The sequence below is a fragment of the Paenibacillus sp. FSL L8-0494 genome (assembly GCF_038003695.1).
Classification (GTDB): domain Bacteria; phylum Bacillota; class Bacilli; order Paenibacillales; family Paenibacillaceae; genus Paenibacillus_AQ; species Paenibacillus_AQ odorifer.
The window spans coordinates 4,239,657-4,262,732 of record NZ_JBBOPQ010000001.1 but is presented as its reverse complement, the minus strand read 5'-3'; the positions used below and the strand labels follow the sequence as shown (position 1 = coordinate 4,262,732).

At 44.2% G+C, this 23,076-nt stretch carries 21 protein-coding genes; all 21 read left to right on the top strand.

All coding sequences use genetic code 11. The annotated features are described in order from the left end of the window. Positions 1 to 26 precede the first annotated feature (26 nt). The 21 genes from NYE35_RS19310 to NYE35_RS19210 all read left to right on the top strand — a co-directional run bounded on the left by NYE35_RS19310 (position 27) and on the right by NYE35_RS19210 (position 22,898). Entirely contained in the window at positions 27 to 1,358 is a 1,332-nt protein-coding gene (locus NYE35_RS19310; protein WP_076316348.1) for a protein-glutamate methylesterase/protein-glutamine glutaminase, read from the top strand. 34 nt (positions 1,359 to 1,392) lie between these two features. Then, entirely contained in the window at positions 1,393 to 3,459 is a 2,067-nt protein-coding gene (locus NYE35_RS19305) for a chemotaxis protein CheA (protein WP_076100385.1), read from the top strand. Positions 3,460 to 3,486: 27 nt separating this feature from the next. Next, positions 3,487 to 3,948 carry a chemotaxis protein CheW gene (locus NYE35_RS19300; RefSeq protein WP_036688501.1) on the top strand — a complete coding sequence of 154 codons (462 nt, stop codon included), beginning with the start codon at positions 3,487 to 3,489 and terminating at the stop codon, positions 3,946 to 3,948. Between the two features lie 36 nt (positions 3,949 to 3,984). Then, positions 3,985 to 4,578, top strand: a complete 594-nt coding sequence (locus NYE35_RS19295) for a chemotaxis protein CheC (RefSeq protein ID WP_445321971.1) — start codon at positions 3,985 to 3,987, stop codon at positions 4,576 to 4,578. Next, positions 4,571 to 5,068 (top strand): chemotaxis protein CheD, encoded by a 498-nt coding sequence (locus NYE35_RS19290; RefSeq protein ID WP_036688499.1) that lies wholly within the window; start codon positions 4,571 to 4,573, stop codon positions 5,066 to 5,068. Before NYE35_RS19295 ends, NYE35_RS19290 begins: the two co-directional genes overlap by 8 nt. Before the next feature lie 2 nt (positions 5,069 to 5,070). Beyond that, complete coding sequence (locus tag NYE35_RS19285) at positions 5,071 to 5,481, top strand: hypothetical protein (protein ID WP_370510564.1); 411 nt, start codon at positions 5,071 to 5,073, stop codon at positions 5,479 to 5,481. Between the two features lie 90 nt (positions 5,482 to 5,571). Continuing rightward, the gene (locus tag NYE35_RS19280; protein WP_076127824.1) at positions 5,572 to 6,360 is read left to right on the top strand and encodes a FliA/WhiG family RNA polymerase sigma factor; all 789 of its coding nucleotides are present in this window, start codon (positions 5,572 to 5,574) and stop codon (positions 6,358 to 6,360) included. A gap of 29 nt (positions 6,361 to 6,389) precedes the next feature. Beyond that, positions 6,390 to 7,793, top strand: a complete 1,404-nt coding sequence (locus tag NYE35_RS19275) for a DUF342 domain-containing protein (protein WP_341121906.1) — start codon at positions 6,390 to 6,392, stop codon at positions 7,791 to 7,793. A gap of 51 nt (positions 7,794 to 7,844) precedes the next feature. Next, positions 7,845 to 8,159: a hypothetical protein gene (locus NYE35_RS19270; protein ID WP_036688496.1), complete on the top strand. Its 315-nt coding sequence runs from the start codon at positions 7,845 to 7,847 to the stop codon at positions 8,157 to 8,159. Between the two features lie 49 nt (positions 8,160 to 8,208). Then, positions 8,209 to 8,787: a hypothetical protein gene (locus NYE35_RS19265; RefSeq protein ID WP_038571941.1), complete on the top strand. Its 579-nt coding sequence runs from the start codon at positions 8,209 to 8,211 to the stop codon at positions 8,785 to 8,787. Continuing rightward, entirely contained in the window at positions 8,784 to 9,440 is a 657-nt protein-coding gene (locus NYE35_RS19260) for an endolytic transglycosylase MltG (RefSeq protein WP_341121905.1), read from the top strand. The genes NYE35_RS19265 and NYE35_RS19260 overlap by 4 nt, the downstream gene beginning before the upstream one ends. Positions 9,441 to 9,601: 161 nt before the next feature. Continuing rightward, entirely contained in the window at positions 9,602 to 10,303 is a 702-nt protein-coding gene (gene rpsB, locus NYE35_RS19255; protein ID WP_036688493.1) for a 30S ribosomal protein S2, read from the top strand. 132 nt (positions 10,304 to 10,435) lie between these two features. Continuing rightward, positions 10,436 to 11,086 carry a translation elongation factor Ts gene (gene tsf, locus NYE35_RS19250; RefSeq protein ID WP_036688492.1) on the top strand — a complete coding sequence of 217 codons (651 nt, stop codon included), beginning with the start codon at positions 10,436 to 10,438 and terminating at the stop codon, positions 11,084 to 11,086. Between the two features lie 102 nt (positions 11,087 to 11,188). Continuing rightward, positions 11,189 to 11,917, top strand: a complete 729-nt coding sequence (pyrH, locus tag NYE35_RS19245; protein WP_036688491.1) for a UMP kinase — start codon at positions 11,189 to 11,191, stop codon at positions 11,915 to 11,917. Further along, complete coding sequence (frr, locus tag NYE35_RS19240) at positions 11,917 to 12,471, top strand: ribosome recycling factor (protein ID WP_036688489.1); 555 nt, start codon at positions 11,917 to 11,919, stop codon at positions 12,469 to 12,471. Before pyrH ends, frr begins: the two co-directional genes overlap by 1 nt. A gap of 78 nt (positions 12,472 to 12,549) precedes the next feature. Then, on the top strand, positions 12,550 to 13,317 hold the full coding sequence (locus NYE35_RS19235) for an isoprenyl transferase (RefSeq protein WP_036688488.1): 768 nt from the start codon (positions 12,550 to 12,552) through the stop codon (positions 13,315 to 13,317). A gap of 20 nt (positions 13,318 to 13,337) precedes the next feature. Beyond that, a complete protein-coding gene (locus NYE35_RS19230; protein ID WP_038571935.1) occupies positions 13,338 to 14,141 on the top strand; it encodes a phosphatidate cytidylyltransferase in 804 nt (267 codons plus the stop codon). Positions 14,142 to 14,164: 23 nt separating this feature from the next. Next, entirely contained in the window at positions 14,165 to 15,304 is a 1,140-nt protein-coding gene (locus tag NYE35_RS19225) for a 1-deoxy-D-xylulose-5-phosphate reductoisomerase (protein WP_036688483.1), read from the top strand. A gap of 247 nt (positions 15,305 to 15,551) precedes the next feature. Then, positions 15,552 to 16,826 carry an RIP metalloprotease RseP gene (gene rseP, locus NYE35_RS19220; protein ID WP_341121904.1) on the top strand — a complete coding sequence of 425 codons (1,275 nt, stop codon included), beginning with the start codon at positions 15,552 to 15,554 and terminating at the stop codon, positions 16,824 to 16,826. Positions 16,827 to 16,851: 25 nt separating this feature from the next. Next, entirely contained in the window at positions 16,852 to 18,300 is a 1,449-nt protein-coding gene (gene proS, locus NYE35_RS19215; RefSeq protein WP_036688477.1) for a proline--tRNA ligase, read from the top strand. A 269-nt stretch (positions 18,301 to 18,569) separates the two neighbouring features. Then, complete coding sequence (locus NYE35_RS19210) at positions 18,570 to 22,898, top strand: PolC-type DNA polymerase III (RefSeq protein ID WP_341121903.1); 4,329 nt, start codon at positions 18,570 to 18,572, stop codon at positions 22,896 to 22,898. Positions 22,899 to 23,076 lie beyond the last annotated feature (178 nt).

Genomic DNA, 23,076 nt, shown 5'->3' with positions numbered 1-23,076 from the left:
GAATTTGGGACAGAGGTGGAAATGATATGAAGCCATATAAAGTATTGGTTGTTGATGATTCGGCATTTATGCGCAAGATCATTTCCGATTTAATTGAAAATGACGCTGACTTTCAGGTGACGGCAACAGCAAAAAACGGTCGTGAGGCTATCGAAAAAATCAATGAGCTTCGTCCAGATCTGGTTACTATGGATGTAGAAATGCCAGAAATGAACGGCCTGGAAGCGCTGAAAATAATAATGGCCTCAGACCCTCTGCCAGTGATTATGCTGTCAGGGATCAATGAAGAGGGTATGAAGGAAACCATTCTTGCACTGGAATGGGGCGCTTTTGACTTTATTCGTAAACCTTCGATTACCAACTCTCAGGATATCATGGGAGTGGGAGAATCCTTAAGGGAACAAATGAAAGAGGCTATGATGGCCCGGGAGCAGCGCGAAGCACGTGCTTCTGCATTTAAGTTGCCAGACATACCGCCAGTAGAAGTCGCACCGCCAACTGTACCGAGAGTGATGCCCGGCAAACCCAAGGTAGAACCTAAAGCTTCACTCAAAAATGAAGTGATCAAAAAACCGCGGGTGAAGCAGCCGTTAGATCATACTGTTCCTAAAAGAGCAGCCAAACCATTAATCTCTACTCCACCACCTTTATCAGAAAAGAGTAATGCAAGGTCAAGAGTAGAGAATAACGCTACCCCACCAAAACCGTTGCCTAAACCTAAAGTGGAAGTGTCTTCTGACGCTCCTGCAAATCCTCAGGTCCGGAAGTATGGGAGTAATGATCTGCAAAAGTTGGTTGCCGTGGGGTGCTCTACAGGTGGACCACGTGCTCTAAAGGTATTTCTGGAGAAGATTCCTGCGGATTTTCCAGCGCCTATTGTTATCGTGCAGCATATGCCGCCTAACTTTACCAAATCACTAGCCCAGCGACTGAATACCTTTAGCCCGCTAGAAGTGATTGAAGCTGAGCAGGGGATGATATTGCAAAAAGGAACTGCTTATATAGCACCTGGAGGCTATCATTTACAAGTTGTCCCATCCTCTAGAGGGCAATATGTGGTTGTACTCACAAAGGAGGAGGCGCGTAATGGCCATCGACCTTCTGTGGATGTTTTATTTGAATCATTGCTGCCGCTCACATCGTTAGAACGTCATTTGTTACTAATGACAGGGATGGGTAGTGATGGGGCAAGAATGATGAAATCCTTATACGACTCTGGGGTAACCTCAACCTTTGCTGAAAGCGAAGAAACTTGTGTCGTATATGGAATGCCGCGATCTGCGGTGGAATTACAGTGCGTCCAGCACGTACTGCCTTTGCAAGAAATTGCTCCAAGGCTGGTGCAAGCTGTTAAATAACAGAAAAGCGAACTCAAAGGGGAGGTGCTCACTGATGGACATGAACCAATATTTATCCATGTTTATTGATGAGTCGAACGATCATCTGCAGTCATTGAACGAGAGCATGATGGGGCTGGAAGCGAATCCTGAGGACATTAGTATTGTACAGGTAATATTCCGCTCTGCGCATACCTTAAAAGGTATGGCAGCAACTATGGGCTTTGAAGATTTGGCTTCACTCACACACCAAATGGAAAATGTTCTTGATTTGGTACGCAACAACAAACTGCGCATGCAGGATTTCATTTTTGATACGTTGTTCAAAAGTTTGGATGCCTTGGAGTCTATGGTTGAGGATATTACGGGAGGAGGCGAGGGTAAAGCGGATGTTTCGTCTATCGTCTCCTCCTTACAGGCTATAGTCCGGGGAGAGATTCCTGTTGCGGGTGGTGAGGCAGCTTCTGTCTCAGGACCTGCTGCACAAGCGGTTGAAACCCCGATTCATTTAGATGAGTTTCAATTTTCTGTTCTAGAACAGTCGATTCAAGAAGGACATCAAGTATTATATGTGGACGTAACCATTCGCAAGGATTGTCAGCTTAAGGCAGTACGTGCATATATGGTGTTTGATCTTTTGGAGCGTTCAGGTGAAGTGGTTAAATCCTTCCCATCCGTTCAGGATATTGAACAAGAGAAATTTGATCAAAGCTTCTCTCTCTATTACATAACTCAAAAAAGTGCTGATCAAATTCAGGCTATGATTCTAAATCTGTCTGAGATTGACAAGGTATCGGCAGTAGCATTGGATCAAGATTCTCTGCAACAGCTGGGTCAGGAAGCAGCAGCAGCCTCTGAAGTGGCAGCCACGACTACTGAGGCTCCAGCTGCACCTGCGGCTTCTGCCGCTAAACCCCTGCCAACCAAAGAAGAGGGCAACAAACCGGCAGCTCACAAAACAGGTGGTGCACCATCACGTACCATTCGTGTAGATATTGAACGTTTGGACGTGTTGATGAATTTATTCAGTGAACTTCTTATCGACCGTGTCCGATTGGAACAGCTGGCTTCTGAGGTTCAAAATGGTGATCTTACAGAAACGGTTGAGCATATGGGCCGGGTAAGCGGAGATCTCCAGAATATTGTAATGAAGCTGCGGATGGTTCCAGTAGATACAGTATTTAACCGATTCCCACGTATGATTCGTGATCTAGCCAAGTCACTAGACAAAAAAGTAGATCTTATCATCACAGGAGCAGAAACTGAGCTAGACCGAACGGTCATTGACGAAATCGGGGATCCGCTGGTGCATTTATTGCGTAATGCAGTTGACCATGGTATCGAATCCATTGCGGATCGTGTTGCTGCTGGTAAGCCGGAGACCGGAACGGTCTATTTGCGGGCTTTCCACAGTGGTAATCACGTCTTCATTGAGATCGAAGAAGATGGAACAGGGATTTATCCGGAGAAGGTTCTGAAATCTGCTGTGAAGAAGGGTGTTATAACACAAGAGCAGGCAGCCAGTATGTCAGACGACGAAGCTTTTCAGTTGTTATTTGCCCCAGGCTTCAGTACAGCAGAGGTCATTTCTGATGTTTCAGGGCGCGGGGTAGGGCTAGATGTTGTGAAATCTAAGATTTCTTCTTTGGGCGGCAATGTAACGATTTATTCTGCTCCAGGTAAAGGAACAAATTTCTCAGTACAACTGCCTCTAACTCTATCTATCATTGCTGCAATGCTTATCCGTTTAGGTTCTGAGAAGTATGCCATTCCTTTGACCTCTATAGTGGAAACCGGAATCGTGAAGCAATCTCAGATCCGTACAATCCATGGCAATAAAATGGTAGAATTCCGTGATTCACATATTCCTCTGGTTTCGCTAAGTCGTCTCTTTTCAGTACCAGATTATGATGAGAGTACCGAAGAAGAAACAGAAATCGTAGTTGTGCGCAAGGGAGAAAGATTAGTTGCCTTAGCAGTACAGGATTTTATTGGCCAGAACGAGGTTGTGATTAAGAATCTGGGTAAATATTTGCCTGATGTACAAGGAATATCTGGCGCAACCATTCTTGGTGATGGTCAAGTAGCACTTATTATTGATCCCAACGCTTTTATTAAATAACTAGGATAGAACAGGGAGGTTCATTCCATGGCTGAAGATATTAAAGTGATAGTGTTCAAATTAGGCGTAGAGGAATATGGAATTGAAGTTGAGAAGGTACAAACTATTGAGCGCATGATGCCCATTACTCGTGTACCTAAGACCTATTCATTTATCAAAGGTGTAATTAATTTACGTGGTGTTGTTATTCCTGTAATTGATTTACGGGGCCGTTTCGGCATCGAAGAGGCTGAACACACCGATCAGACAAGAATCATCATCGTATCTGTTAATGAAATGGAAGTAGGCTTCATTGTAGACTCTGCAAATGATGTTATAGATCTGAACAGAGATTCTATTGATACACCTCCTGATGTTGTTGGCGGCATCAAGGCGAAGTATTTGGATGGGGTGGCCAAGATTGGAGACGAGCGCTTACTGATTATGCTCAACTTGTCAGAAGTGCTTAACAAAAGCGAAATCGTTCAATTAGAAAGCCTAGAGGGCTAACCTGTGGAACTATTTAAGCACTATAAGGATTTCAAAATGGATGTGCTTAAGGAAGTTGGGAACATTGGAGCTGGAAATGCAGCCACCGCATTATCACAGCTCTTGAACAAGCCGATAGATATGGCTGTTCCTAAGGTACAGCTCCTTAACTTTGAAGAAATTACTGATAAAGTTGGCGGAGCCGAAGAACTAGTATATGCGGTGTTTCTACGTGTGGAGGGTGAAGCTCCAGGTAACCTGTTTTTCATTCTGTCACCAGAAGCGGCAATCAACTTGCTTAGTCGTATTGCAGGCATTGAGCTGTCGAGTGATGAAGAGCTTGGAGAAATGGAACTTTCTGCGCTAAGCGAAATTGGCAATATTTTGGCAGGTTCGTATCTTTCTTCTCTAGCAGACTTCACCTCACTTTCTATGTATCCAACGGTTCCGGCCCTTGCTATGGACATGGCTGGCGCCATCCTTAGCTACGGTCTGCTGCAATTCGGGCAGATGGGGGACGATGCATTGTTGATCGACACTACCTTCTTTGAGGGGAAAAACGAAATTGAAGGGCAATTTTTCCTTATTCCCGATCCGGAATCATTCCCGAAAATCTTCAAATCGCTAGGAGTTCCTTTTGAAAATGATTGAAGAACAAAGCATTATTAAAGTAGGGATGGCGGATCTTAACGTTGGCAGCCAAGATAGTTTAATTCGTACCACAGGTCTTGGCTCCTGCGTGGGATTAACATTGTTTGACCCTGGAAAAAAGCTCGCAGGGATGGCGCATGTGATGCTCCCATCATCTGAGATTGCTAGGGAAGGGCAGTTAAACATCGCTAAGTTTGCAGATACCGCAGTGCCGGAGCTCTTATCCCGTCTGCTAGAGCTTGGGGCGGTTCGGAGCCGGATCGTAGCCAAGATGGCCGGAGGTTCACAAATGTTTGCCTTTGCCGGGGGGAGCGACACCATGAGGATCGGGCCTCGTAATGTTGAATCTTGTAAACTAGCACTTGAAAATTTAAAAATTCCGTTAATCGCAGAAGACACAGGCGGCAATTATGGCCGTACGATAGAAATAGCCTGCAACACTGGTATATTGTTTATTCGCAGTGTGCAAAAAGGCGCTAAGGAACTATAATTATGAATATGATTGGAAACATTTTGATAAACTTGGTGTCGGGTTTGGTAGGTTTCATATTTACCTTTTTTGTAACCTACAGTAACAATGTATTGGGTACTAGTTTATTAAGAAGCCTAATTGCATTTATCATCTGGTTTCTGCTTGCTTTTCTCTTAAGATGGGTATTGGGTTTTATTATGATTCAAACATCGCCTCCGGATGAAGTGGACACTGGCGGTGAAGAACTTGGGGCGAAGCTGGACATCAGCACCCCTAATGAGGATGAAGAATTAATCAATCTACTAAAACCGAAGCCAGGACAAGGAAACGAAAATAGCGAGGGATTTAAGCCTCTTACACCTCCTAAGCTAGTTTCGATGAAGGATCCTGAAGAATTGGCCAAGGCCGTTCGTCACCTGAAAGAAGAATAAGTGAGGGCTGAGGCGGAATCGGTGATCTTATTGGAAGGTACATTTCGCCGCGAATGCTCGCTGACTAAACTTTGGGAAGGGTGAAAGCTATTGAACGAGCGTAAAGCTTCTCAATTGGAAACTGACGAGCTATGGGAACAGTGGAAAGAACACAGAGACCCTGATGCCAAAAAGAAGCTGATAGAGAGTTATCTCCATATTGTTGATTATGTATCCAGTCGTTTGGCTGTGGGATTACCCAAAAATGTATCCAAAGATGATTTAGCCAGCAATGGGGTTATGGGACTAATTGATGCGATTGAGAAATTCGACTACAAACGAGGATTGCAATTTCAGACCTATGCGTCCTGGCGTGTGCGTGGTGCGATATTAGATTCATTACGCCAAAGTGATTGGGTACCTAGATCCGTTAGGGAAAAAGCTAAAAAAATTGAGGACGCTTATCAGCAGCTGGAGCAGAAGCACTTAAGGTCAGTTAGTGACGAGGAAATGAGCCAATACCTTAATATTAGTGAACTGGAATTTCAAAATATGTTGCAGGATGTGGCTGTGATGTCACTTTGCTCACTGGAAGACCCGATTCGTGAAGAGGAATCAGAGACCCGAATGTCCATACTGGTGGACGATAAAGCTAAGAATCCGGATAGCAAGGTAAATGAATTCTACTTGCGCGAAGCGCTCACCAAAGGTATTGAGAAATTAACGGTGAAAGAAAGGACCGTTGTGTCCCTTTTATATTATGAAGATTTATCTTTAAGTGAGATTGCTGAGGTCATGTCGTTATCTCCTTCAAGAATTTCGCAGTTGCATTCCAAAGCTATTTTGCGGCTGAGGGGAACGCTCGAGAAGAACCGTGATCTCCTTATGCAGAACGATTAACCGTTAGCGGTGACAAGGGGGAGCAAAATTTGATCGGTCAATATGCTTTGAATCAGTACTTGAGTATAACTTTTTCGGAGGACAAAGGAATCGCGTATTTGCAGTTCTCCAAAAAGGATGAGAATTTTTCCTGCTCATCTACAGAACTGGAAGCCTTCCTGCACAGTCACAATATTCGCTACGGTATCAAGAGTGATGTTGTCGAACGTATTAGTAGTCATCCTGAGGAGTTTTTTTGGAGTAAAGTTCCGATTGCTGCAGGTTATCCTGCTGTGCATGGCACGGATGGACGAGTTATGCTTACAGTTGATCTGGAAGAGGACCGCAAACCGCTTGAGAAAGCGGATGGTAAGGTCGACTACAAGGACTTGGTCCGGCTTCGTAATGTGCTTAAAGGAAAGTTAATAGCTAAAATTATCCCTGCCCAGCCTGGAAAGCTAGGGATGACTGTAACTGGTGATGAGCTTGCTTTCAAGGCTGGAAAGGAAGCTCATTTTAAAATCGGGAAAAATGTACTCATTGATAACGATGGCACTTCGATGTACGCAGCGATTGATGGACTGGTCACGTTAACTGATAACGGGAAAATCAATGTGTTTCCTGTATATGAAGTGAATGGTGATGTCGATTACGGCACTGGAAATATTGATTTTGTAGGTACAGTCGTCATACGTGGGAATGTCCTTTCAGGCTTTACGGTAAAGTCTGCCGGTGATATTCGGGTTGTAGGCGGCGTTGAAGGTGCAGAGTTAATCTCTGGGGGCTCCATTGAAATTACTGGTGGAATTATCGGATATAACAAAGGCCAAGTTACCGCTGGAAAAAGTGTGAAGGTTTCTTTCATTCAAGATGGAAACGTAACCGCTGGGGAAGATGTAATTGTTTCTCAGAGTATTATGCACTCCAATATACGTGCTGGTAGAGATGTTATCTGTAACGGCTCTAAAGGTTTGATTGTGGGTGGAATCGTTCAGTCTGGAGATAGAGTTGTAGCACGAACTATAGGTAACACCATGTCCACTGCGACTGTGATTGAGGTAGGCGTGGTTCCAGAGCTTAGAAATGAGATTAACGAACTTCGTCAAGAGCTGCGGCAGCTGCTGGAGAACGAGGATAAAACCTCTAAAGCTTTGTATCTATTAAATCAATTGGCTACTAACGGTCAGCTCCCTGCGGATAAAGTGGCGCTTCGCGTCAAATTAAATGCTACTAAACAATCCCATCAACGTGAAGAAAAAAGAATTAAAGAACGAGTGCTAGAGATAGAAAGAATGTTAGAAGATACAGGTAGAGCGAGAGTTGAGGTTATCAAAACCATTTATGGCGGTTCAAAGATCATGATCGGCAGATATACCCGATTTGTTAAGGATGCTACGGAGCGGGTTGTGTTTATTTACAGTGATGGGGATATATCTTTAACGCCGTACAATTAATCGGGCGGGCAGCATTTGCGGCCGGCCATTACTTGTGAGAGAAGGGTTAAGATGAGCCTAAAACCGGTGGAACTGCAAATTGCTTTGCCTCGCACCACGGAGGCGGGCAAGCTTCAGAATGAATCTCAGCAACGTCCTGCTATCGACCAACATCAATTGGCTGGGCAAAATGTAAAACAAAGTCAGGAATTGGCCATGCGGAGCACTGAAGTGGATGAGTCTTCTGAATCAGCTTTACGGGATGGCGGTGGAAAAGGCAATCCACATTCAGGTGGAAATTCTTCTTCAGATAAACACTCGAACTCGCCTGCAACCCGTGATGCCGAGCATCCTTACAAAGGCCAACGCATTGATCTAAGTCTTTAATAAGAATCCACATGAATCTACATCTGAAATGCAAAAGGAGATAAGGCACTTGCAACCATGGGTTTATATTGTGCTAGTAGGTGTCGCCGCTATTCTTTATGCCCTTTTACTTCCCGCACGTGTAAAGGAAGGAAAAGCTAATCAGCAAAGCCTCAAGGAAACAGAGGCTGCGCTTGAGCTATATATGGCAGACATAGAGCGCGAGAATGAGGAACTGGTACAATTAGTTAGTAGTATTAAACAACAATCGCAAACTAATCATAATTTACTGCAGGGACAGGTTAATGAATTACAGAGTCAAGTGGTAGAGTTGCAGAACAGCTCTTTAAAGCTAGAAGCACGAGTGGCCGAGGAAGAGAAGGGTTTGAAAGAACTTGCAGTGACGGTTGAACAAGGTTCGAAGGTTAAAGTTGGTGTTAACGAAGATACGTCTCTGCCAGCAGAGATGAGTTCAGTGTCGCCAGATGTGAAAGCGAAACCTATTAGTTCGATAAAATTACGTTACCCAAGATTGTTTGAACTGCATGAGCAGGGCAAATCGATAGACTCCATTGCCAAGACGGCTGGACTTCAGCGAGGGGAAGTGCAACTGATTCTGCAACTTGCCAAACAGGAGGAATCGGTATGATTAAGAACCGTTCATTCTTGTTCGGACTAGGCACAGGACTAATTACTGGCGCTTTATTACTTCAGTTAATGATCTCCGGTGGAGCGGCTCCACTTACCAAAGAACAAGTTCTACAGGGTGCTGAAAAATTGAATATGAAAGTCATCGATGAATCTTCAGAATCTGCCTCGGGGGAAGCTGAGAATGATAATAAAGAGGAAATCACAGAGACCGAGGGATCGACAGTAGTAAGCAAGGAGAACGTCAGCCCCTCTGCGCCGGCTGCTGCAGCCTCCCCCACGCCGGTAGTGTCACCTACAGTACCTGAGAGCTCTGATAAAGCCGTTGCGCCGAAGAAGCCATCTACGCCTGCTGACGGCAAGGTTGAGCAGCCACAGGTCACTCCAAAGGCCAGTGCCGCTCCAACCGCTGTAGCTCCTGTAACGCCTAAAGTCACAGCAAATGCTAGTGTTTCCGTTCGAATTCCATCTGGAAGCACATTGACAGCAACAACAGATATTTTGGCAAAGGCTGGAGTCATTAAGGATAAGTCTACTTTTCTAGCGGCTGCAAACAAACGAAAGATTAATACGAAAATTCAATCCGGTTCTTATAGCTTTAATAAGGGAGAGAGTATTGACTCTATAATAGAGAAATTAATAACTTTAAAGTGATCGTTGCATACACTGAGATAATATGGTATAGTAATTGACGGTGTTAAAACACACGCCGGTTGATTTCGACAAGGGGTGCTTTCTTCTGAAGAAAGTCTTGCTGAAAGATGACGCATGGCGGAGGAGACACACAATAAACCAAACTTAGGAGGTGTGTGAAGATGGCAGTAATCTCCATGAAACAGCTTCTAGAAGCTGGGGTACACTTCGGTCACCAGACTCGTCGTTGGAACCCAAAGATGGATCGTTATATCTTCACTGAAAGAAACGGAATTTACATTATTGACTTGCAAAAAACAGTCAAAAAGGTAGAGGAAGCTTACAACTTTGTGAAAAGCGTCGCTGGTGACAACGGCACAATCCTATTCGTAGGAACAAAGAAACAAGCTCAAGATTCCGTAAAAGAAGAAGCAGAACGTTCCGGTATGTTCTTCATTAACCAACGTTGGTTGGGCGGAACGCTTACTAACTTCCAAACTATCCAAAAGCGTATTGATCGCTTGAAGAAATTGGAATCTTGGGAAGAAGACGGTACTTTTGAAGTACTACCTAAGAAAGAAGTTATCCTTCTTCGCAAAGAGAAAGATCGTCTTGAAAAATTCTTGGGCGGTATCAAGAACATGAAAGGTCTTCCAAGCGCGTTGTTCATCATTGACCCGCGTAAAGAGCGTATTGCAGTTGCAGAAGCTCGCAAATTGGGTATTCCAATCGTAGCTATCGTTGATACTAACTGTGATCCAGACGAAATCGACTACGTAATTCCAGGTAACGACGACGCTATCCGCGCTGTTAAATTGTTGACTGGTAAAATGGCAGACGCTGTTGTTGAAGCTCACCAAGGCGAAGACACAACTACTGCTTAAGTAGCGACTAGCACATACAAGAACTTAAATGAAAAGGGTGGTTGGCAGGTGGATAACCTCTCACTGCCCTTTTTTTAGGATAAAGGCCTTGAATAATGTAAGAAAACGACAATTACCTGGAGGGAATAAACAATGGCAGTTGATGCAAAAGCAGTAAAAGAACTTCGTGAAAGAACAGGCGCTGGTATGCTTGATTGTAAAAAAGCGCTTGAAGAAGCTAATAACGATATTACTAAAGCAGCAGAATTGCTTCGTGAAAAAGGTCTGTCCGCAGCAGCAAACAAAGCAGGACGTATTGCTACTGAAGGCGTTGTAGAATCTTACATCCACGCTGGCGGCCGCATTGGTGTACTTGTAGAAATCAACTGCGAAACTGACTTTGTTGGTAAAACAGATTCCTTCAAGGAATTTGCTCGCGATATCGCTATGCAAATCGCTGCAGCAAACCCTCGTTATGTTCGTCGTGAAGAAGTACCACAAGAAGATGTTGAAAAAGAAAAAGAAATCCTGAAAGCTCAAGCTTTGAACGAAGGTAAGCCTGAGAAAATCATTGAAAAAATGGTTGAAGGACGTATTGGTAAATATTACGAAGAATATTGCTTGCTTGAGCAAACTTTCGTTAAAGACCCAGACAAAACAATCTCCCAATTGTTGAATGAAAAAATCAGCACAATCGGAGAAAACATCTCGATCCGTCGTTTTGCTCGTTTTGAACTAGGCGAAGGTTTGGAAAAGAAAGTGGATAACTTTGTTGAAGAAGTTATGGCACAAGTTAATCAATAATAGCTTCATCATAAATATGAAGAATTGAATAAAGGCAAGCATCAGAAGAGCGGAACACGTACACGTAGTGTTCCGTCTTTTGCAGAAAGTGAGGGTATACATTTGGAACAGCCGGTATTTAAGAGAGTAGTCCTTAAGGTAAGTGGAGAGTCTTTGGCAGGACAAAACGGATATGGTATTGATGCCGACATGATTATTTCCATCGCTGAACAGATCAAGGAAGTTGTAGAACTTGGCGTTCAGGTTGCAATTGTTTGTGGCGGGGGTAACATTTGGCGCGGGATCGCGGGCAGCGCAAGCGGCATAGATCGCGCTACTGCAGATTATATGGGCATGCTGGCAACAGTAATGAACTCACTTGCTCTTCAGGACGCATTAGAGCAAATTGATGTGCCAACAAGAGTGCAGACTTCGATCTCGATGCAGCAAATTGCTGAACCATATATTCGTCGTCGTGCGATTCGCCACTTGGAGAAGGGCCGGGTTGTTATTTTTGCAGCAGGCACAGGTAACCCATTCTTCTCAACAGATACTACTGCAGCACTTAGAGCGGCAGAGATCGAAGCAGAAGTTATTCTGATGGCGAAAAATAAGGTTGACGGAGTATATTCTGCTGATCCGTTCAAAGATAGTACAGCTGAGAAATTCGAACAGCTTACTTATATGGATGTTCTGAATAAAAACCTCGGTGTTATGGATTCAACAGCTTCATCTTTATGCATGGATAACAATATACCGCTCATTGTATTCGCCATTACAGAACAAGGCAATATCAAACGTGTCGTTCTCGGTGAGAAGATCGGAACGATTGTTAAAGGGAGTGTAGATTAATGCCACAATCGGTCAAAAAAAATGCCGAAGAGCGTATGGACAAAGCGATTTCATCGCTGAAACGTGACTTGGCAACATTACGTGCAGGACGTGCAACAACATCGCTTCTCGATCGTATTCAAGTTGAATATTACGGAGCACCTACTCCAATTAATCAGCTGGCCAACATAAGTACTCCGGATTCCCGGACACTGTTGATTCAGCCGTGGGACAAAACATCGATGTCTGATATTGAACGGGCGATCATGAAATCCGATATCGGATTGACGCCAGCCAATGACGGCACCATTATTCGTCTTTCTATCCCTCCGCTGACTGAAGAGCGTCGGACGGACTTGGTTAAGCTGACTAAGAAGTTTGGTGAAGAAGCGAAAGTAGCGATCCGCAACATTCGCCGTGATGCCAACGATGATATTAAAAAGATGGAGAAAAACGGTATCTCTGAAGATGAGTCCCGTGGCCATCAGGAAGACATTCAAAAAACAACGGATAAGTTCATAGCCGAAGTTGACAAAGTGCTTGTCTCCAAAGAAAAAGAGATTATGGAAGTTTAATGATATTCAAGAGACTTAAGGCCCCTCCGTTAATGGTGGGGTTTGTCTCTTTCTGATAAGAGCTTGGAGGAAACGGAAATGATCAAACGGATTCAAGCGTGGCTGAGCCGTAAAGACAGGCAACAGTCAGTCGAGATTTCACCGGATAACATTCCCCGGCATGTGGCTGTGATTATGGATGGTAATGGACGCTGGGCTAAACGGCGCGGCTTACCGCGCGTTATGGGTCATCAGAACGGCATGAAGGCTGTCAAACGTGCTACGATCGCTGCAGACGAATTAGGTATTAAATACTTAACGATGTATGCGTTCTCGACAGAAAACTGGATACGCCCGAAAGAAGAAGTCGATTACTTGATGCGTTTGCCTGGGGAGTTTCTGGCGATTGAGCTTGATGAGCTAATCGAGAAGAATGTTCAAGTACGCATGATGGGTGACGCTGACGCTTTACCTTCATATACCCGTAAGGCTATGGAAGAGGCGGTAGCTCGAACAAAAGAGAATACTGGATTGATCTTAAATTTTGCTCTTAACTATGGTGGACGCAATGAAATAGAAGGCTGTATGCGCAGTTTAGGGAAAGATATCCAAGCTGGTATATTGTCGCCAGAAGAAATTACATCAGAGTTGATTAACAACAGACTATTAACTGCTGGTTTACCCGATCCTGATTTGTTGATACGAACAAGTGGAGAAATTCGGCTTAGCAATTTTATGTTATGGCAGATTGCCTATAGTGAATTGTGGTTTACTGATGTGTACTGGCCTGAGTTCGACAAAGAGCATTTGCATCAGGCCGTTGCTGAATATCAACGACGAACACGCCGTTATGGTGGACTGAAGTAGCTTGTTAGGAGATGGAACCTTTGAAGCAGCGATTGATTACCGGAATTGTTGCCGGAGTATTATTTTTAGGGTTATGTGTACTGGGAAACTGGCCGTATCAGGTTCTGCTTATTGCTATGGCTCTTATAGGTTTTTATGAATTTGTCAAAATGATAGGTATTCCTACGCTTTCCGGTACTACTGTTTTGGGTTACGCAGCTATTCTAAGCTTCATGATCCCATGGAATTTGCTTGGTGTTACTGCGCCGTTGTCCTGGGAGCAAGGGATTTGGATTCTGCTGTTATTGTTCCTTCTGGTCACCGTTTTTACTAAAAATAAATTAGATATTCGAGTAACAGCCTTGCTGTTTACTGGTATAGTATACATTGGAATGGGCTTCTCTTATATGGCCGTGGCTCGTGCATCGGATGACGGACATGGTTTGTTCTGGACTTTTTTGCTCCTGTTCTGCATTTGGGGCAGTGATGCGGGGGCATATTTTGTAGGCAGAAGCTTTGGCAAGAACAAGCTCTGGCCGGCCATCAGTCCTAACAAAACGGTGGAAGGTGCTGTTGGCGGGGTACTGATCTCGATGCTTATTTCTATCGTGTTTGCGCTGCTTGCTCCTGAACACTTGACGATAGGACGAGCGTTGCTTATTGGGCTTTCTTGTGCGATATTAGGACAGCTTGGAGATCTTGTGCAGTCAGCTTATAAACGTGCGTATGGCATTAAAGACTCAGGTACACTTTTGCCAGGGCATGGCGGTATTCTTGATCGATGTGACAGCTGGATTATCGTATTTCCATTCGTACATATTGTAATGCTTATGCCTTACTATTAAACGAAGGGAGAGAGAGTATAACTATGAAAAAAATAAGTGTTCTAGGTTCGACGGGTTCGATCGGCACTCAGACTCTAGATGTCATCGCAATGCACCCAGACTCTTTTGAAGTAGATGGCTTGGCGGCCGGAACAAATACAGCATTATTACTGGAACAAGTTCGTCGTTTTAACCCGCGTAGAGTCTCTGTGGCAACGAAAGAGCTGGCAGATGAGATTAGATCCAGCCTACCTTCTGGTATAGAGCTTTACAGCGGGAATGAAGGGCTTGTTGAAGTGGCGGCTGGCGGCGATGCCGAAATGGTCGTAACGGCTGTTATGGGAAGCGTAGGGCTTCAATCAACACTAGCGGCAATTGAAGCTGGCAAACATATTGGACTCGCCAATAAGGAGACATTAGTAACGGCCGGACATTTGGTCACTGATCTTGCTAATCGTAAGGGAGTTAAGCTGTTGCCGATTGATAGTGAGCATTCAGCTATTTATCAATGTCTCAATGGCGAGAATATCTCAGATATTGCCTACATCACTTTAACAGCATCCGGCGGCTCATTCCGTGACTTTACGCGTGATCAGCTTAAGGATGTGACGGTAGAAGATGCGCTTCGTCATCCGAATTGGAGCATGGGCGCGAAAATAACGATAGATTCTGCTACAATGGTGAACAAGGGCTTAGAGGTTATTGAAGCGCATTGGTTATTCGGTCTTCCGTATGAACAAGTGAATGTGCTGCTGCACCCGGAGAGCATCATTCACTCTTATGTTGAATTCCGTGACAGCAGTATTATTGCCCAGCTTGGCAATCCCGATATGCGTGTCCCGATTCAATATGCACTTACTTATCCAGATCGTTGGGAATCTCCGGCACAGCGTTTGTCGTTAGCTGAGATAGGACGTTTGACCTTCCGTGAAATGGACTTTGAACGTTACCCTGCACTGAAGCTAGCGATAGATTGCGGAAAAGCTGGTGGAACGGCGACTACTGCTTTCAACGCTGCGAACGAAATAGCAGTTGCTCGATTCTTAAGTCATGAGATCTCGTTCCTGCGTATTGAGGAGATTATCGGAGAAGTGCTAGATTGTCATAATAACGAGCATAATCCGAATCTGGAACAAATTGAATCCTGTGATAGACGTGTTCGAGAGCTGGCAGCTACGCTGTAGAACGTAGAAAGATCTCCTTTTAAAAATATAAGAAAGTATAAGTTTCACTTTATACATTATCCTTATATTTCTCGCGTAAACGCGTACCGTCTCCTTAAGGAACACTGATGGCGTTATTGCTTGACTGGAAATACTTACTTTGCCCTAAAAATAGGTTGGGACAGTTGATTCTCTTGTGCCTGATCGGAGAATAATGATAAATTAAGAGGACATACTTCGGTCTTACACCTAAAGGGGGATGATACGTTTGGAAATGGTTCAGGTCGTTTTTTTAACGGTGCTCATGTTTTTTGTACTTGTGACTGTACACGAATGGGGTCACTATTATTTTGCCAAACGCGCCGGTATTCTCGTGAGGGAATTTGCTATCGGTTTCGGTCCGAAACTGTTTTCTTATAAACGGAATGAGACTCAGTTCACTCTTCGCTTACTGCCTTTTGGCGGTTATGCCCGCATGGCTGGTGAAGATCCTGAGATTGTCGAGATTGGTTCTGGACAGACCATTGCGGTAAGGCTCGGACAAGACAATAAAGTTAAAAACATTTATCTGGATGCACTAGACACCCGTAGAAATGTTATCCGTGGTGAGGCGCTGAGTACCGATCTCGAAGATAAATTGCAGATTACCTTAGATGTGGACGGAGAAGTTACTACTTATGATGTTCATCCGCAAGCAATGATGATTAAAGGGACGCAACAGACACAAATTGCACCTAAAGATCGTCAATTCGGCAGCAAGACCGTGGGTCAGCGTGCGTTGGCTATCGTTGCGGGTCCTGTGATGAACTTTCTGTTAGCCTTTGTACTCTTCGCCATTCATTTGCAAATGGTCGGGATTCAAGTTGAAAATCCTACTTTTGTTAAGATTGGCGACGTCTCCGAAGGAATGCCGGCGCAAGAAGCAGGACTCCAAAAGGGCGATATCATTGTCTCCATCAATGGTGAGAAAATCGGTGCTGATTACAAAAAAATGATTAGCTTGACCTCGGAGTCCAAAGGTAAAGAAATGAACTGGACGCTGCAACGGGGAGAAGAAACCCTTAACGTTAAGCTAGTTCCTCGTAGTATGGAAGGACAAGAAGGCGGTAAAATAGGCATCACTCCTGAGCTACCTACTCGTAAAGCTGGTTTTGGCGAGACGATAACAGGTTCAGGAAAAGCTATGGTCGATACGACAGAAGCTATCTTTTTGGGCTTTAAACAATTGATCAATAAATTCAATATGGATGATATTGGAGGTCCGGTTCGTACGTTTGAGGTAACCGGTCAAATTGCTCAACAAGGTATTCAGTATCTTACATACTGGGCCGCTATTTTGAGTCTATATCTGGGGATATTTAACCTCTTGCCGATTCCGGCACTCGATGGAAGCCGTCTGGCATTCCTAGGTGTTGAGGCACTGCGTGGCAAACCTGTGGATCCGGGTCGTGAAGGCATGGTTCACTTTGTAGGTTTTGCACTGCTATTTTTATTAATGATTGCTGTTACGTATAATGATATTTTACGTTTGATCAGCGGCTAATTTTCTTCGGGAGGCATTCCATTACATGGCTAAAGATAAACAATTCGTTACGGAAATCACGCCGCAAAGCGAGGATTTCTCACGCTGGTATATTGATGTTATTAAAAAAGGAGACTTGATGGATTACTCTCCTGTTCGTGGCTGTATTGTATTTAAGCCAGAAGGCTATGAAATATGGGAGCATATTCAGGAGGAAATGAACCGTCGCCTCAAGGAAACTGGGCATCGAAACGCTTATTTTCCAGTGTTCATTCCAGAGAGTTTCTTTCAGAAGGAAAAGGATCATATTGAAGGCTTTAATCCAGAGCTGCCATGGGTAACAGAAGCGGGTGGTGACGTACTTGAGGAACGTCTCGCAGTTCGTCCTACTTCAGAGACCATGTTCGGCCACATGTACTCTAAATGGATTCAATCTTATCGTGACCTTCCTGTACTTATCAATCAATGGGCGAACGTGGTTCGTTGGGAGAAACGTACATTACCATTTATCCGCACGACTGAGTTTCTTTGGCAAGAAGGGCATACCGCGCATGAGAATGAAGCGGAAGCTCGTGAAGAAACTATGCGGATGCTGGATAACTACCGTGATTTTGTCGAGACCTATCTTGCCATTCCGGTTATTACTGGACAAAAGACACCTTCCGAGCGTTTTGCCGGTGCGGTAGATACGTATTCTATTGAAGCGATGATGAAGGATGGACGCGCTGTTCAGGCTGCTACTTCACATTACCTCGGCACCAAGTTTGCCACAGCTTTTGAGATTCAATATTTAAGCCGTGACAATAATTTGGAGTATGTACACACTACTTCATGGGGCTCAACCACTCGCTTGATTGGCTCCTTGATTATGGTACATGGAGATGACCGCGGTCTTGTTCTGCCGCCTAAGGTAGCTCCAACGCAAGTTATTATGATTCCTATCGGACCTCCTAAGACCCGCGAAGCTGTGATTGGGCGGACGGACGAGCTGTTCAAGGAATTGAAGAATGCTGGCGTTCGTGTACGTGTGGATGATCGTTCAGATGTTACTCCAGGCTGGAAGTTTAATGAATATGAAATGCGTGGAGTGCCAGTACGTTTGGAGCTTGGACCACGCGACATGGAGAATGGCGTCTGCGTTCTCGTCTCACGTGTCACCGGTGAGAAGAAGGTTATTCAACAGGAGAACCTCGTAGAAGAGGTTCAAACAATGCTTGAACAGGTTCACAACGAAATGTTCGAACGTGCCCTGAAATTCCGCGAGGACCACTTCTATTCTGTGGATTCCTTGGAGGAAATGAAGGCTTCGATGGATGAAAAACGTGGATTTGCTCTAGCTGGATGGTGTGGTTCCGAAGAATGCGAGTCCAAAGTTAAGGAAGAGACAGGTGCGGGTAGCCGCAATATTCCTTTTGATCCAGCGGAGACTAAGCAAGTCTGCATTTGCTGTGGCCAACCAGCCAAGCATACTGTGGTTTTTGCAAAGGCATATTAATCTTTAGGCACCGATCAACAGTCTTGTAGTATTTTAATTTAGCTTCTGGAGAGAGGAGTCGGCGGGCCGTAAGAACCCAATGCTTTTTGAAACCAGAAGCTTTTTAAAATATAAGAATTTATAGGAATTCGCTATAAATTATCCTTATATTTTTACGAGAAACAGTTATCGTCTTTAAAAGGCGACAACATCGTTTCTTCTTATCATATTGTACTTTCACTGTATATCATGGATAGTTTTAACTGGGTTATTAAAGGTGGGAGGAAAGCATGGAACAAAACCAGGAGAGAAGAAAAAGGTTCGAGCTCTTGATGAAGCAGGGTGAAATTCCGCCTGCAATCATGGATCCCTACTTTTTAGACGGGTATATAGAACGTGTTGAGATCAGTCGCGGCAACCGGGACTGGCAAATCGTTATTACGAAAGAAAGTCTGGTTCCAGCACAGGTATATCGGACATTTAGCCTTAGAATGCGGGAGAAGCTACAGCATATAGCTAAAGTAAGCTTTTTGTTCCTATATGATGAGAAGGTTAGTAGAGCGGAGCTTGTCCAAGAATATTGGGGACTGTTTCTGGAGTGGGTGCATCGGGAGATTCCATCGGTAAACGGCTGGCTGACCCGCTCCTCACAGGAGCTTAAAGAGGATACTTTAATGTTAACGATGAGTGATTCCACTTCGATGGAGCTGGCTCGCAAAAAAGGCATCGATGGAGCAATTATTAAATTTTATGATAAGTATTTCGGTCTCTCCTTAAAAGTTAAATTACTAATGGCGGAGAACGAAAATAATAATGTTGAAGCATTCGAAGAATTTCAGCAAAAGCTTCAGCAAGAACAACGCGAGATTGTTGAGCAGATGATGACTGCTGTTGAAACAGAAGCTCCTGCTGATGATAGCGATCCTAATGAAGTAATTAAGCTTCAAGTGGGGTATGAAATTAAGGAACAGGCTGTGCCGATTCTTGAAATTCAAGATGAAGAGAAGAAAATTACAATTCAGGGTACCATTTTTGGTCTGGATCGTAAGGAGCTTCGCAATGGCAGTACCTTGTTCACTTACAGTCTGACCGATTTTACGGATTCTCTACAAATGAAGATGTTCGCGAAGACTAAAGATGATCTGAAGGTTATGAGTCAGCTAGCTAATGGCAAATGGGTAAGAGCACGCGGAAAAGTAGAATATGACCGTTTTATGCAGATTCCTGAGCTCGTGATGATCCCTTCGGATTTAACGGAAGTTAAGGCACCGCCTGCACGTAAAGATACTGCTCCTAAGAAACGGGTGGAATTCCACCTTCACACTACGATGAGTACGATGGATGCGGTCACTCCGATCACTACCTATGTCAAAACAGCTGCCCAGTGGGGTCATCCTGCGATTGCTATTTCTGATCATGGTGGCGTTCAGGCTTTTCCTGATGCAAACCATGCAGCTCATAAGCATAAGATAAAAATGATTTATGGTGTGGAAGCTAATGTTGTGAATGACTCTGTGAATATTGTCGAGAATGCTCAGCCTTTGGACTTGAAGACAGCTACCTATGTAGTGTTTGATATAGAAACCACGGGTTTATCGATTACCCGCAATAATATTACGGAGCTGGCGGCCATTAAAATGTGCGAAGGCAAAGAAGTAGACCGTTATTCTACTTTTGTTAATCCGCATGAGAAAATCCCTTATCATATTCAGCAATTGACCAATATTACGGATGAAATGGTTAAGGATGCTCCTGATCTTGAACCAGTACTGCGTAAGTTTGTTGAATTTGTGGGTGACAGTATCCTTGTAGCTCATAACGCCAGGTTTGATATGGGTTTTATTCAGGCCTCGTTACGTAAAATAGGTGAACCTGATCTTCCGAATCCATCTCTTGATACGCTTGAGCTCGCTCGCTTACTATATCCAAGCATGAAGAATCACAGGCTGAACACATTAGCCGATAAATATAAAGTTCTTCTGGAAAGCCATCACCGTGCGATTGATGATACCATAGCACTCGGCGGTATATTAACAGGATTGCTCGCAGATGCTGAAAAGATGAAGGGCATGACCCGCCTTGATCGACTAAACGATTATGTGGGTAATGATCTTTCGAACACAAGACCGTTCCACTGTAATATTTATGCACTTAATCAAATAGGCAAAAAAAATCTCTATAAGCTCATTTCCATGTCACATACGGAATATTTCAAACGTGTACCTTGTATTCCAAAATCTAAGCTGGAAGAGCATAGAGATGGACTCCTAGTGATTTCCGGTTGTGAACGTGGAGAGTTTTTTGAAGCAGTACTCAACAAAACGACTGAGGAAGCCATGGAGGTTGCTCATTTTTATGATGTGCTGGAGATTCAGCCATTGACCATGTACATGCACTTGGTGGACAAGGGTTTTGTAGCAGGCCCGGATGAGCTTCGCGATGTAGTCCGGAAGGTTTGCGAAATAGGGGAACAGTTGAATAAACCTGTTATCGCAACGGGGAATGTGCATTATCTTGAACCCCGGGACAAGCTGTATCGTGATATTACGATTAATGGGATCACGGGCTTTAGTCCGCTTAAAGACCAACGCAAACCGGATGCACACTTCCGCACAACAGATGAAATGCTGTCTGAATTCGAATTTCTCGGTGCTGAAAAAGCGATGGAAGTCGTTGTCACAAATACAGTTGAGCTGGCGGAGCGTTTTGAAGAACTGGAGCTATTTCCAGATAAGCTATTTACACCAATTATTGACGGGGCGGACGAAGAAATTCGCGAGACCTGCTACAATACTGCCAAATCCATTTACGGTGAAGAGCTGCCTGAGGTAGTTATTGCCCGTTTGGAGAAAGAGCTTGCACCGATTATTAAATACGGATTCTCTGCCAACTATTTGATTTCTGAACGTCTCGTTAAAAAGTCAAATCAGGATGGGTATCTCGTAGGCTCGCGGGGTTCCGTAGGCTCTTCTGTAGTCGCTACATTTCTTGGGATTTCAGAAGTTAATCCTTTGCCTGCGCATTATATTTGCCTAGACCCCGAGTGTCGTCATAGTGAATGGTTCCTGGACGGTAGTGTGCGGAGCGGATTCGATTTACCAGATAAAGTCTGCCCGGATTGCGGTCAGAAGCTCAAAGGTGAAGGCCAGGATATTCCGTTCGAGACCTTCCTTGGATTTAAAGGGGATAAAGTTCCCGATATCGACTTGAACTTCTCAGGGGAATATCAGCCGAATGCACATAACTTTACCAAAGAAATGTTTGGTGAGAAAAATGTATTCCGTGCCGGAACGATTGGTACCGTAGCTGAGAAGACAGCCTTCGGATTTGCAAAAAAATACGAAGAACTGCACCAGAAACGTTGGCGTGGAGCTGAAGTTGGCCGTCTGGCGGCTGGCTGTACAGGCGTTAAACGTAGTACGGGACAGCATCCGGGTGGTATAGTCGTTGTTCCAGACTATATGGAGGTAGAAGATATTACGCCAGTACAATTCCCGGCAGATGATGTCAATGCTGAATGGAAGACCACACACTTTGATTATCACGCTTTTGACGCGAATTTGCTGAAGCTTGATATTCTGGGTCATGATGATCCGACGATGATGCGGATGCTTCAGGATTTGACAGGTGTTGATCCAACTTCTATCCCGATGAATGATCCGAAAGTAATGAGCATGTTTAACTCTACAGATGCACTTGGAGTAAGACCTGACGAAATCAGATCACCGGTTGCGACCTATGGTGTGCCCGAAATGGGTACCAAGTTCGTACGTCAAATGCTTATTGAGTCGAAGCCGTCCAGCTTTGCTGACTTACTGCAAATATCAGGTTTGTCTCATGGTACTGGAGTTTGGCTTGGTAACGCTCAAGAGCTTATAAAGAATAACACTTGTAACATTAAGACCGTTATCGGTTGTCGTGATGACATCATGCTCTTTTTAATTTATAAAGCGGGAATGGATGCGAGCTTGGCCTTTAAAATTACCGAGAGTGTTCGTAAAGGTAAAGGTTTGTCTGACGAATGGATCGAGGAAATGAAAAAGTGCAAGGTCCCACAATGGTATATTGATTCTTGTCTAAAGATTCAATACATGTTCCCGAAGGCGCATGCTGCTGCATACGTAATTTCTGCAGTACGTACCGCCTACTTCAAGCTGTATCATCCTATTGAATATTATGCGACTTATTTCTCTGTACGTGCGGCAGATTTTGATATTGAATTGTGCTGTAAGGGGTATGAAGCCATCAGCCGTCAGATCGTAGAAATTGAGCAAAAAGGATTTCAAGCTTTGCCTAAGGAAAAGGCTATGTTGCCTGTCCTTGAGATGGCTTTGGAGATGACGGCACGTGGGTTTACATTCAAAAACATTGATCTTTACCGCTCAGAAGCGAATAAGTTTATTGTTGATGACAAGAGTTTGATTCCTCCGTTTTCCGCATTAGCGGGAATTGGTGAGAATGCTGCTATCAACATAGCTGCTGCGAAAGATGCTGGAGAGTTCCTGTCTATTGAAGATTTCCAGCAGAAATCAAAGGCAAGTAAGACGGTTATTGAGCTGCTGACTGGCATGGGCTGCTTCCGCGGCTTACCGGAAAGCAATCAACTTTCCCTATTTTAAAGGCTTTAACAACACTTATTTCATGGCTAGAAAAGAGTGCTCCAAAGGGGGAGTCAAGGGCTAGCACTTGTCAGTCCAGTTTCCCTATGGTATAATTTCTTTGGTAATAATGAGATAAGTCCGTTGTGTAAAGAGTGGGGAAACCCACTCTTTATCTTTGGTATATAGCAAAAGACAA